At 67.7% G+C, this 12,068-nt stretch carries 8 protein-coding genes; all 8 read right to left on the bottom strand.

All coding sequences use genetic code 11. The annotated features are described in order from the left end of the window. Window positions 1-155: 155 nt before the first annotated feature. The 8 genes from OJA40_RS04390 to hprK all read right to left on the bottom strand — a co-directional run bounded on the left by OJA40_RS04390 (window position 156) and on the right by hprK (window position 12,010). Entirely contained in the window at window positions 156-791 is a 636-nt protein-coding gene (locus OJA40_RS04390) for a DUF2064 domain-containing protein (protein ID WP_208425471.1), read from the bottom strand. Between the two features lie 241 nt (window positions 792-1,032). Beyond that, window positions 1,033-2,898, bottom strand: a complete 1,866-nt coding sequence (locus tag OJA40_RS04395; RefSeq protein WP_423816500.1) for an ABC transporter ATP-binding protein — start codon at window positions 2,896-2,898, stop codon at window positions 1,033-1,035. A 108-nt stretch (window positions 2,899-3,006) separates the two neighbouring features. After that, window positions 3,007-3,975, bottom strand: coding sequence for a ribonuclease Z (gene rnz, locus OJA40_RS04400; RefSeq protein WP_208425456.1), 969 nt, complete (start codon window positions 3,973-3,975; stop codon window positions 3,007-3,009). 175 nt (window positions 3,976-4,150) lie between these two features. Then, the gene (locus OJA40_RS04405) at window positions 4,151-5,950 is read right to left on the bottom strand and encodes an ABC transporter ATP-binding protein (protein ID WP_263808226.1); all 1,800 of its coding nucleotides are present in this window, start codon (window positions 5,948-5,950) and stop codon (window positions 4,151-4,153) included. A gap of 256 nt (window positions 5,951-6,206) precedes the next feature. Then, the gene (locus tag OJA40_RS04410) at window positions 6,207-6,806 is read right to left on the bottom strand and encodes a Crp/Fnr family transcriptional regulator (protein WP_208425458.1); all 600 of its coding nucleotides are present in this window, start codon (window positions 6,804-6,806) and stop codon (window positions 6,207-6,209) included. 57 nt (window positions 6,807-6,863) lie between these two features. Beyond that, on the bottom strand, window positions 6,864-9,440 hold the full coding sequence (locus OJA40_RS04415) for a BamA/TamA family outer membrane protein (protein WP_263810017.1): 2,577 nt from the start codon (window positions 9,438-9,440) through the stop codon (window positions 6,864-6,866). 197 nt (window positions 9,441-9,637) lie between these two features. Beyond that, window positions 9,638-10,645 (bottom strand): M23 family metallopeptidase, encoded by a 1,008-nt coding sequence (locus tag OJA40_RS04420; protein WP_263791073.1) that lies wholly within the window; start codon window positions 10,643-10,645, stop codon window positions 9,638-9,640. Window positions 10,646-10,993: 348 nt separating this feature from the next. Next, the gene (gene hprK / locus OJA40_RS04425) at window positions 10,994-12,010 is read right to left on the bottom strand and encodes an HPr(Ser) kinase/phosphatase (RefSeq protein WP_208425461.1); all 1,017 of its coding nucleotides are present in this window, start codon (window positions 12,008-12,010) and stop codon (window positions 10,994-10,996) included. Window positions 12,011-12,068 lie beyond the last annotated feature (58 nt).

The raw sequence follows: 12,068 nt of genomic DNA on the forward strand, positions 1-12,068 counted from the left end.
ACCGCGGGCACACGAGTCGGGCGGGACATTGGCCGTTCGGGAAAGGCGTACGCCTCCCGCACGGAATCCGCAGTGCGCCCTGGGTAGACATGGGCAGACGGGAGCGACGCCCGCCCTCAATGAGCCACCGTAGGCTGACGGGGCCGTCAGGCCCTTCAGCGGCGGCTCAAGAGAGAACTGTAGGGGGGTGCCCGGGACCGACGCTCCAGGACCGGACGCGTCGTGCTTGGGGCCGGGACGTGAGAGGTGCAGTGGGTGCTTCCAAGCACCCGACGCAGACGCGCCGCGAGGGCGCCGGCCCGGTTTCGACGCAGCAGCGCACGGAGCTCCGCGGGCTCGTTTACGTCATCGCGCACGGCGAGACGGACGGGCGCGGCACGGGCCGTGCCTGCAAGGTGGCGGTGTAGGGCCGGAAACAGCCTGTCGGTCGTCCACGGAAGCGCCGCAAACGCCGCGTGCTCAAACTGACCGCGGGAGAGCCCAATCAGGTAGGCCCCGTCGTGGCCCGACGTGGGCCCGAGCACGGGTCGCCCCGCTTCCAACTGCTCAGTGACTGCCGCCCAGTCGACCTCGTGCAGGGCCGGGCAGTCGTTGCCCACGGCGATGACGTGCTCGTACCCCGCCGCAAACGCGTCGGCGACGGCGTTGGCGAGGCGCGCGCCGAAATCATGCCCGCGCTGCTGCGCACCGTTCACCTCGATCGCGGGCAGCCCGCTGTCCGCCACCGCCCGTCGGGCATGGTCGTAAAACGCCGCGGCCACCCGTCGACTTTGGGCGTAGTCCTGCCCCACGAGCTGTTTGTTCAGCCCCTCCCGTTCCGGGCGGCGGCTGAAGAACAGAATGGCGGTGTCTGCGTCAGGGGTGCCGATGGCAGTCCGTCGCGACGTGAGAATACAGTGCGGGGATGAAGGAGACCGGCGCCGGAAGCACCTGGTTTCGTCCAATGAGGTGCATCTAGAGACGGAATCGTTACGTGCTCACGTATGGCCATTTCGCAAACCGTCTCGCCCGCTCCCCGGTCTCTGCTTTGCCCTACGTCTGTACGCGCTGGTCTGTCCGCGCCCCGTCCCCCCGCGGTGCCCCCTGATCGGCGTACTGCAGGTCGTACAGCCGTCGGTAGAGGCCGTCCGCCGCCAGCAGCTCCTGGTGCGTGCCCCGCTCCCGGATCTCCCCCTTGTGCATCACTAGAATCTTGTCCGCGTCCTGGATGGTGGAGAGGCGGTGCGCGATGGCGAGCGTGGTGCGCCCTTCCGTCACCCGCTCCAGCGCCCGCTGGATGAGGGCCTCCGTCTCCGTATCGACGCTGGAGGTGGCCTCGTCGAGCACCATCACGTCCGGGTCGTACAGGAGCGCCCGCACGAACGCAAGGAGCTGGCGCTGGCCGCGCGAGAGCGACGAGCCCCGCTCCTTCACGTCCTGGTCGTACCCGTCCGGCAGCCGCTCGATGAGCTGATCGGCCTGCACCGTCTTGGCGGCGCGGCGCATCGTCTTCTCGTCGATGCTCGGGTCGTCGAGCGTCAGGTTGCGCCGCACGGACCCGCTGAACAGGAACACGTCCTGCGGGATGAGGCCGATGTGCTCGCGCAGGTCGCGGAGCCGCAGGTCGCGGATGTCGTGCCCGTCCACCCGGATTTGGCCGCGCTGGATCTCGTAGAAGCGCAGCAACAGGTTCATCACCGTGGACTTGCCCGCGCCGGTCGCCCCCACCAGCGCCGCCATCTCGCCGGGCTCCACCCGGAACGACACGTCCTCCAGCACCCAGTCGGGGGCTCCCGTGTCGTCCTCCTCGTAGGCAAACCACACGTTCTCGAACTCGATCGTCCCCTCGACCGCGTCGAGCTCAACCGGCGCGCCGGGCGCCTCGATGCTCTCGTCGGTGTCGAGCAGACTGAAGACCCGCTCGGCCCCCGCCATCGCCTTCTGCAGCGTGTCGTACTGGTTGGACAGGTCGCGGATGGGCCGGAAGAACTGCCGCGCGTACTGGATAAACGCGACGAGGACGCCGAGCGTGAGGGCCGAGCCGCCCAGGGCCCGAAAGCCGCCAAACCAGAGCACCGCCGCCAGGGCCAGGTTCGAGATAAACTCGATGGACGGCCAGAAGATGGCGTAGTAGAAGATGGTGTGGAGGTGGGCGGCCCGATGCTTGTCGTTGATGCCCTCAAACCGGTCCTCCTCTTCGTCCTCCCGGTTGAAGAGCTGGACGATGTGCATCCCCGTCACGTGCTCCTGAATGAAGGAGTTGATCCGGGCCATCTGCTTGCGCGTCTCGCGGTACTGCTCCCGCACGTTGCGCCGGAACCAGAACGTCACCCACACCATCAGCGGCATCACCAGCAGCGTGACCACCGCCAGCATCCAGTTGAGGGTGAACATGAAGTAGGCGATGAACACCAGTTTGAACAGGTCCCCCAGCACCGACACGAGGCCCGAGGAGAGGGCGTCGCTGAGGGCCTCCACGTCGCTGGTGGTGCGGGTAATGACGCGCCCGACGGGCGTCCGGTCGAAGTACGCAAGGGACTGCCCCTCGACGTGCCGGAAGAGGGTGGTGCGGAGGTCGTAGATGGCCTGCTGCCCGATCCACTGCGTGAGGTAGTTTTCGCCGAAGGAGAGAATGCCCTCCCCCACCAGCGCAAGCACCAGGTACAGGATGATGTACTGCAGGCCCTCCAGGTCCCCCACCACGATGTAGTTGTCGATGCCCTTCTGCACGAGCCACGGGCGCAGCGGGCCGAGGAACGATGCCCCGAGCGTGATGACCAGCGCCAGGACGATGTACCCGGCATAGGGGGTCAGGTACTGGCCCAGGCGACGGATGAGACGCCCGTCGAAGGTGTTGACCTCATCGACCGTGTCTTCGGGCTCGAAGTGATCGTCGGACGCGTCGTCAGCCAAGTGCAGGGAGGCGGATGGGTGGAGGAGATCAGCAAGACAACAATCAAGCAACTTGGAGGACACGCGCAGTGTTGCGTCCACCAGAGCGAGGAGGTGGCATTGGTCGCCGGTGTGTTACGTTTCGTCCGCCGGGCCCACTGGACCAGGCTCTTTCTCGCGGGGGTCCAGCGCGTAGCGGCGGAGCTCTTCGGCGACCTCCGATGCGGGAAAGACCGAGCGCGCCTCCCGCTCCAGCGGCGCGGGGTCCGGGTAGCGGGCGCTGAGGTGCCCCAGAAGCAGGCGCGTGGCCCCCGCCTCGCGGGCGACCGTCGCCGCCTGCCGGGCGGTCGAGTGCCCCGTCTCGTCGGCCCGCGCTGCGTGGTCGTCCGCGAAGGTGGCGTCGTGGTAGAGCAGGTCGGCCTCCTCGGCGAGGGCACGCCCGCCGGCGCAGGGCCGGGTGTCGGTCACGTAGGCCGCCACGACCCCGGGGCGCGGCGGGCCCAGTACCTGTGCCGGGCGCACCGTCGTGCCGTCCGGGGTCGTCACCGGGCGCCCGCTTTGGAGCCGCCCGAACGCCGGCCCTTCGGGCACCCCCAATTCTCGGGCCTGCTCGGGATCAAACCGACCGGGCCGCGTCCGCTCCGCCACCCGGAAGCCCATCGTAAACGCCTCGCGGTGGTCCAGGCGCCGGGCCTCAACGACAACCTCGTCGGTCTCGTACACCGCGCCGAGGGCCTCCGCAGCGTCCGCCTCCACCACGTGCACCGGGAAGGACAGGCGCGCCGGCGTGGCCCCGGGCACGGCCCGCAGCATGGCCGGGCCGCCGGGGGGCAGCACGAGCGTCACCGGATCGGCCCGCTGCTGCAGCTCCATCGTCGCGAGCAGGCCCGGCAGCCCGTAGCAGTGGTCCCCGTGCAGGTGCGTCACGAAGATGGCCTCGATGCGCGCCCAGCTGAGCCCGGCCGCCCGCAGGCGATACTGCGTCCCCTCCCCGCAATCAAAGAGCAGCACCTGCCCCTTCCGCTCCACCGCCAGGGCCGAGAGGTGCCGCTCGTCCGTCGGCACCGCCGAGGCCGTTCCGAGGGGGATGACGTTCGTGACCATTGCAAACAATCAGAAGTCGGGTTGGGGATCCTTCTCTTGCGGTTTTCCCTCTGAGACGTGAGGAGTGATGCGTGAGGAGTTCCAATCAGCAGTGATTCTGCTTCCATCACGAATCACGTATCACGCCTCAAACTACCCGAATCGTCCCACCGTGCCCTTCTGAGGTGTGCTCCCTCTAGAGAGCCTGGATTTCTTCCTCGAGAAGCTGCTTCTCGTACAGATCCGCGTAGAGGCCCTCTTCGCCTACGAGCGCCTCGTGGGTTCCGCGTTGCACCACCTTCCCCTGCTCCATCACGAGAATGAGGTCGGCCTCCTGCACGGCACTGAGGCGGTGGCTCACGATGACGAGCGTGTGGCTGCCCTGACGCGCCCGCAGCGACCGCAGGATGTTGCGCTCCGTGGCGGTGTCGACGGCCGAGAGCGCGTCGTCAAAGACGAGCACGCGGGGGTCGCGGATCAGCGCCCGGGCGATCGAGGTCCGCTGCTTCTGCCCCCCCGACAGCGTGATGCCCCGCTCGCCCACGTACGTATCGAACCCGTCCGCGAAGTTCTCCACGTTCTCCACGAGGTCCGCCTCCGCGGCCGCCGCCCGGATCTCGTCGCGCCCGGCATCGAGGTCCCCAAACGCAATGTTGTTCGCGACCGTGTCGCTGAACAGAAACACGTCCTGCGGCACGTACCCCATGTGCTCGCGCAGCGTCCGCAGCGGGACGGTCTCAATCTCGTACCCGTCGACGGCAACGGTGCCGGCGTCCGGCTCCAGGAGGCGCGGGATCATGCGGACGAGGGTGCTCTTGCCGGACCCGGTGCGCCCGACAATGGCGAGGGTCTGGTCGGCCGGAAGGTCGAAGGACACCCCACGCAGGGCCGGCTCGTCTTCGTCCTCGTACTGGTACCAGACGTCGCGGAACGTGATGCGCCCCTCCAGGCTCCGGATCGCCGGGTTGGTCTGCGGCCCGTCGTCGATGTCCGGCTCCCGGTCCATGATGTTCTGCAGCCGCAGGACCGACGCGGAGGCCCGCTGAATCATCGTAATCACGAAGCCGAGCGAGGCGACCGGCCACGTCATCATGTTGATGTAGATGATGTACTCGGCGATATTCCCGATGGTGATGGCCCCCTCCGCCACGAGCTGCCCGCCCATCCACACCACAATCACCGTCGACGTGCCCACGAGCAGCAGGAAGGAGGGGCGCCACGCCGACTCCACCAGCGCGAGGTTCAGGTTGCGCGCCCGGTACTCCTGGCTTTCGTCGTCGAAGGCCTCCGCCTCCGCGGCCTCTCGCGTGTAGGCCTTCAGCACCCGAATGCCCGACAGCGCCTCCTGCACGCGACTGGTCAGGGCCGAGTACTGCTGCTGCAACTGGTCGCTGCGGTGGTGCACCATGCGGGCCATGAAAAACACCGCCACCGCCAACACCGGCAGCGGCGTGAGGGCGTACAGCGTAAGGGTGGGCGAGATGACGAACATGACCGACGCCGCCACCAGCACCATCACGAGGGAGCGGGTCACGTACATGATCGCCGGGCCGATGTAGCGCCGCACCTTCTCGATGTCGTCGGTCGCCCGCGTAATCACGTCCCCGGTCGAGTACTCCTGGTAGAACGTGGAGGAGAGCCGCTGCAGGTGATTGTAGAGGTCGTTGCGCAGGTCGTACTCGATGTGGCGGGAGGCGACCACGACGGTCTGCCGCATCAGAAACATGAAGAGGCCGCTCGTCCCGGACAGGGCAATGATCACGAGCGCGAACAGCACCAGCGCGCCGAAGAAGTAGGCGTAGAGCTCCGCCTGCGCCGGCGTGCCGCCGTAGAGCGTGTACAGCCGCACGAACCGGGGAATGCTGTCCACGGCCTGTCGCACCACCATCGGCACCGTGATCTGAAAGCCGGCCGAGATCATCGTGAAGAGAAGCCCCGGCACGAACAGGTACTTGTACTGCCAGAAGAAGTGGTTGAGGCGGCCAAGTGGGCCCATGGCGGGCGGAAACTGTGTCTGAGAGACAGGACGTGCCAACGAGGATCGAGAAGGGGCTGATCCGGCCACACTGTGACGAGACAGGTGGGTTCGCTCCCGAACCGGTCGCCGCCGGCCCCGTCTCCCTTTCTCCACAAGGCCTTCGGCGCATCTCGGAGTGCGTATCTTGCGCGGCAGATCTCAGGCCGATGGGCGCACGCCCGCGCAACACGCGCACTTCGCAACGCAGGATGGGCGGCGTCTCCGCCAGAATGGGCTACACCTCCGCCGGCACCTCGTCCCCGATCGTCTCGGCCGCCTCGGTGTAGGCCCGGAGCGCCGCCCGGGCGTCTGCCTGCTCCTCGTACCGTTGGATGAGCTCCACGTGCTGGGCCGCCAGGTGCCGGGCCAGTGCCATCGTGATCTCCATTCCGGCCTTCGGATTGCGGCGCATGACGTTCTTGAGGTCGGGCCGGAAGAAACCCAGCACCTGCGTCTCCGCGGCGGTTTCGGCCGTTTCGAGCCGCCGGAAGTCGCCGAGCAGAGACAGCCCCCCAATCATGCCGCCCGTGTCGATCGTTCGGAGTTCGTGGGGCGCCTCCGGCACCCGGTCCGTCACGAGGCGCACCCGCCCCGACTCCACGACGTACAGCCCGAGCCCGGGGTCGCCCTCGTAGTACAGCGACTCCCCACGGCGGTACATGCGCCGGTGCGTCACGTCGGCCATGGCGTACAGGGCGCTCGACGAGAGGTGGGCAAAGGCCGGCACGTTCCGGAGGCGCTCCGCAATCTCGCGGGTGCGGGCGTCCAGCCGGCGCCGGAAGACCCGGCGGTACAGTCGCGTGACGGCCCGAAAAAGCGGACGAACGATGGACATGACCGCGGCGTGCAAGTCGGGCGAAAGGCGTGATGAACAGGCAAAGGGGCGGCGGGCTCAGAAGGAGTGGCCGATGCCAAAGTGAAGAAGCGGGCCGCTGAAGTTGTCCCCAAACACGTCGTCGTTTCGGGGCGAGGGGTCGTGTAGGCGGTACGCCAGATCAAGCCGGACGATCAGGTACGGCCACTCCAGGCGCAGCCCGCCTCCGCCCCCTATCCCAACGTCGAGCAGCGCCTCCGGCCCGTCAAGCCGCCCGTCTCGGCTGCCGCGCAGGGTGCTCGTCTCGTCACGGTCGTCGTCCACGCGACCGAACCCACGGTTGCGCGGGCCGAACCACACGTTGCCCACGTCCAGGAAGGTGGCCCCGATCCATCGGGCCGCCAGCACGCTCGGAAAGAGCGTCGTCCGCAGCTCGATGCTCGACTCGAGCTTTACGTCGCCGCCCAAGATGTTCGAGGGGCTCTCCGGCACCGCCGTCGTGGTGTCTGCCGGGAGGCCCTCCCCGGGCCCCAGCTCCCGCAGGCGCCACCCGCGGACGCTGTTCGCCCCCCCACTGAAGAAGCGGCGATCAAACGGCACCACCGTCGGCCCCGCGGTGGGGTGCGCCCACCCGCCGAAGAATTTGAGTCCAAGCGTCGTGCCCGCTCCCAACGGCACGTACCGGCGCAGGTCCACCGACGCCCGGACGTACGGACGGTAAAGGAGCTGCCCGGTGAGCCCGCCGGCGCCCCCGAAGAGGCTGGGCAGCGAGTAGTCCGGGCGGCCGGGCGTAAACACGAACCGATCCAGCAGAAGGGGAAGCGTATTCCCCACCTCCCCGGATGCCTCGTAGATGTGTCCGCTCCGCCGCCGCATCGGCCCCGCCGTGGCGTCCCGAAACGTGTACCGGACGGCCGTATTCACCTGCGGCTGCGTGTAGTCCTCCAGAATCTGCTGCCGCTGCACCGGGTCCTGCAGGGTTTCCCCCCCACGCCCGAACACGCGCCGGAGGAACTTCTTGCTGAACTGATCGAGGGTGTCCGGGTTGCTCAGGCTCAGGTCCATGACGTCGACCAGGGACGACTGGGTCGGCGTGTGGTCCATCTCCAGGCGCAACTGTGCGTTTACGCGACTCCGGATCCGCAGCCCAAGGTCGGTCCGCAGGGCCGTCAGGCCCGTGAGCGACAGGCGGGTGCGGGCGCTCGACAGGTCGAACGTCCGGTCGAGGGATTGAAACGGGCGAATGAGGTACGGGAGCACGAGGGAGGCACTGCCCTCAAACTGATTCGAGCTCACGAGCAGGGAGTCGAGGCCCGTGGCGACCGAGGCCGACGTGCGGAGCCGAAACGTCTCGCCGCCCCCAAAGGCGTTCACGTTCTCGTACGTGCCGCTCAGGCCGACCCCAAACTCGTTGAGCCGCACCCCCGCTTCGCTCGCCCCCACCGACTCGCGCTGCAGCGCAAAGGTCTCCGCCTGCAGCCGATGGCGCTGCCGGGTCTGCGCGTTAATCTGAAGGGGCAGGTAGGGCGCCCCCGTCGTGTCACGCCGCACGGCGTCCTCGTACTGCGGCGACAGATTGGTGAAGGCGAACACGCCCGTGCCGTCGAGGCGCCGCTTCGTGGCCTGGACGGCCGACTGGTCGTAGTACGCCCCCGGCGTGAACCGGAGGCTGCGACGCACAATGGCGGGGTCGAGGCGACGCTCGTCCACAAATCGGGCGGTCACCTGCGGCCGCCCCCCTCCGGTCGTGTCCACGGCCACGTCGACCGTGTCGGAGCGGGGCGGCGCGTCCTCCGGCCCCGTCGCCTCGAAGCGCACGTCCCCAACCCGGTAGCGCGGCCCCGTCTGCACGCGGAGCGTCACATCAAACGAGTCGGGCGTCGCCCGGTATACCACCGCCCGGACCGAGTCGCGGCTCACCGCAGCGTATCCCTCGTTCTGCAGAAACGTCAGGATGCGCCGGCGCTCTTCGAGAAGCATCGGCTCCCGGTAGCGCTGTTCCTGCACCCGCACGCTCAGCGTATCCCCCATCGAAACGGACGCCGCCTCAAAGACCGTCCCGTCCACGAGGCGCCGCTTCTGTCCGGGCCGCAACGCGTCGAGCCCCGCGTACGTCACGCGCCGAAGGAAGGTGGCCGCCCCCGGCTCTACGTCGAAGACCACCCGCACCCGATCGTCCTGCTCGCGCGGCTCGACCCGGTACGACACCGACGCGTCCCGAAACCCGCGCTGGCGGTAGAACAGTTCCAGCCGTTCGGCGTCGCCCCCCACCGTGGTCGAGTCGATGTAGGCGGGCGGCTCGCCCCCGGACCGGAGGGCCCTCCCCAGGCGCTCCCACATCCAGTCGGCGCTCCCCAACTGGTGCACCCAGCGCCACCACGTGAGGCCGGGGATGCCCAGGACACGCCGGTTGGGTCGGGTACGGATGTTTTCCTTGAGCGCCCCCGCCGCGAACCGACGATTGCCCCGAATGTCGACCTCGTGGACGACCGGGGCGGTGGTGTCGGCCGCCGTCCGTGCTCCACTGGCCAGGCGAGACGCCTGCGCGGGCCGGCTCCCCCCAATCAGAAGCACCACCCCGATCAGCAGTCCCATCAGGGGGATCGCGCTCGGCCGGGCGATGGCCCGAACAGTCGAGGAGAGATGGGTCGGCATGAAGCGCGGCGGTCGGCAGATCCGGAAAAGGGCCCGCGTGTGGATCGGGGCTAACGCCTCAGTGCCCAGACGGTGCCGGATGGGATTGCCCCCCTGCGCCCCGCCGCTGTTCGAGTCGGGGCGAGTGTGCACGGGACAGGCATTTCCTCATCACGCACACGGCGTCTCGTCCCGGCGTCCTCCCTTCCGGATCCGGATCAGCGTGCCGATGCGGGGGACGCGCTCCCGCCCGCGCTCGCCCGATACTGCTGGGTCCGACGCTCGAGCGTACGGTAGCTTTCCGGGCTCATGTCCGGCATCAAGAATTGCATGGGGTTGAGGGCCGACCCGTCGAGGCGGCGCACTTCGTAGTGGAGGTGCGGACCGGTCGACAGCCCCGAGTTGCCACTGTACCCGATGGTGTCGCCCCGCTCCACCTCGGCCCCGCGATAGATCTGGTCCGGAATCTCGGAGAGGTGCGCGTACCGGGTCATGTACTCCGAGTCCGGGTGTTTAACCTCAATCACCTTCCCGTAGCCCGGATCCTGCTCGGCCCGTTGCACCACCCCCTCGGCCGTCGCCATGACGGGCGTCCCCCGCTTCAGCAAGAAGTCAATCCCTTCGTGCATTTTCCGGACCTTCAGGATGGGATGATCCCGCATTCCGTAGTTCGACACGACGCGCCCGTTGGCCGGGCGAATGGCCGGGAGCTGGCGGAGCCGATCCTGACGCTGCTTCGCCACGCTGTAGAGCTCCTTGTAGCTCGACTTCTGCAGGCTCATCTGACGCTCCAGCTTGTCGAGTTGCTGAGCCGTGTTCTTCAGGAGCGCTTCGGTATCCGCCCCCAGGTCGTCGAACTGTCGGTAGGGGTCGGCCCCTCCGACCCCCACCTGCCGCACGTCCTCGGAGATCGGCTTCATCTGAAACAGCCGCCGGTACAGCGTGCGGTCCTTTTTCGCCAGCGTGTCGAGCCGGGCCGACAGGGTCGTCATTCGGGCATTGACGCGGTCGAGCTGCTGCTCAAGGGCCGTGTTCTCGACCCGCAGGGTCTTCTCGCTGGGCGAAGCGATCCACTGCCGGTCGATGCCCCAGAAGAGAAGCCCCGTGAGGATGACGGCAAGCCCAAGGATCTGCCCGGCGCGGGCCGCCCAGTCGGTCCAGGTCGTTTCGACCTCCTTGAAGGAGCAGGTCTCGGGATCGTATACGTACGTCTGGTCTCGGTCCATGGCAGGGGCGCTCATTCGAGTCCGGTGGGGAAGCGTGTGCCAGGACGGCAACGAGGCGTCCGGCCCCTGCGCATCGCCGGGGCGCGGGCACGTCTAGAGTGGAACGAGTGCTGGGGTGATTTTGACAGAACCATCGGCAAAAATAGTGGGATGGAGTATGCCTGTCAACCGGGATGGGCGGGCCCATCGGATTTTGATGCAGCCCGCTCAGTGTCCCGTTCTCGTCGGGACATCGTGCCGGAGCTGTAAAAATGGATCGGTTTTCCCGTGATGACGCCGGGGGGCAGTGTCGGCGCAATGGTCATGCCGATGTCCCGGCCCGGAGGGCCCTGTGCTGTCCTCCCCCCTCTATTCGTAGTCCTGTTCGAAGTACTCAATGCCGCGCCGCGGCGTGGGCGGGCCGTCTTGCTGAATGCGGGTTCGGAGCCGCTCGGTGAAGACCTCCGCCGGGTCGTGCCCGTAGTGGCGAAGCAGGTAGTTCATGGCGATCACCTCGCAGATCACCGTAATGTTCTTGCCCGGCGTGATCGGCACCCGCACCATCGGCAGGTCAACCCCCAACACCTCGTGGGTATCTTTTACCATGTTAATTCGGGTGTACTCCTTGTCTTCGTCCCAGAGCTCCATGTTGACGACAATCTCGATGCGCTTCTGGAAGCGGATCGCCCGGATGCCAAACATGGAGCGAATGTCGACGAGGCCGAGCCCCCGCACCTCCATGAAGTGCTGCACCAGGTCGGTCCCCGCCCCCATCAGGATCGACGCGTCCCGTTGGGTGGCAATGACCACGTCGTCCGCCACGAGCCGGTGGCCCCGCTCCACCAGATCCAGGGCCACCTCGCTCTTTCCAATGCCGGGCTTGCCGATCAGCAGAAGCCCGATGCCGTAGACGTCGACGAGGGAGCCGTGGACGGCCCGCTGGAGCGCAAACTGGTCGGCCAGGAAGGTGCGGAGCGACGACATGAACTGCACCGTGGGCAGCGGCGTGCGGTACACCGGAATCCCGGCGTCCGTCGCCCTGTCCACGAGCGACGCGTCGATCTCATTGTCGTCGGTGAGGACGATGCAGGGCACGTCGAACTGCGTCAGGTGCCCAAATGCGGTCCGTCGGTCGGCGTCCTCAAGTTGGTGGAGGTAGCGCGTCTCGGTGTTGCCGAGGATCTGGACGCGCTGGTGGGTGAACAGGTCGACGTATCCCGCGAGGGCGAGGCCGGGGCGATGGAGCGTGCTCTCGGTCACCGACCGCTCGCTGGCGTCCACCGTGTCGTTGACCGGCGTCACCTCCACGCCCACGGTTTCGCGCAGCTGGCGGACCATAAAGGCCACGGAGATCGACTCTTTCTGAAAGGTCTTGGGACGGTCCATGGCGGGACAGACAGGCCGGTCGAAACAGAGGGCCGCGCTAGAAAGAGCTGCGCTGGGG

Origin of the sequence: Salinibacter pepae, from assembly GCF_947077775.1 — a bacterium.
GTDB lineage: Bacteria > Bacteroidota > Rhodothermia > Rhodothermales > Salinibacteraceae > Salinibacter > Salinibacter pepae.

What these genes read in the sequence shown, in the direction of transcription:
- OJA40_RS04410 (WP_208425458.1), bottom strand. Translation starts at nt 6,806, where the DNA reads ATGTCCATCGTTCGTCCGCTTTTTCGGGCCGTCACGCGACTGTACCGC.
- hprK (WP_208425461.1), bottom strand. Translation starts at nt 12,010, where the DNA reads ATGGACCGTCCCAAGACCTTTCAGAAAGAGTCGATCTCCGTGGCCTTT.
- OJA40_RS04405 (WP_263808226.1), bottom strand. Translation starts at nt 5,950, where the DNA reads ATGGGCCCACTTGGCCGCCTCAACCACTTCTTCTGGCAGTACAAGTAC.
- OJA40_RS04415 (WP_263810017.1), bottom strand. Translation starts at nt 9,440, where the DNA reads ATGCCGACCCATCTCTCCTCGACTGTTCGGGCCATCGCCCGGCCGAGC.
- rnz (WP_208425456.1), bottom strand. Translation starts at nt 3,975, where the DNA reads ATGGTCACGAACGTCATCCCCCTCGGAACGGCCTCGGCGGTGCCGACG.
- OJA40_RS04420 (WP_263791073.1), bottom strand. Translation starts at nt 10,645, where the DNA reads ATGGACCGAGACCAGACGTACGTATACGATCCCGAGACCTGCTCCTTC.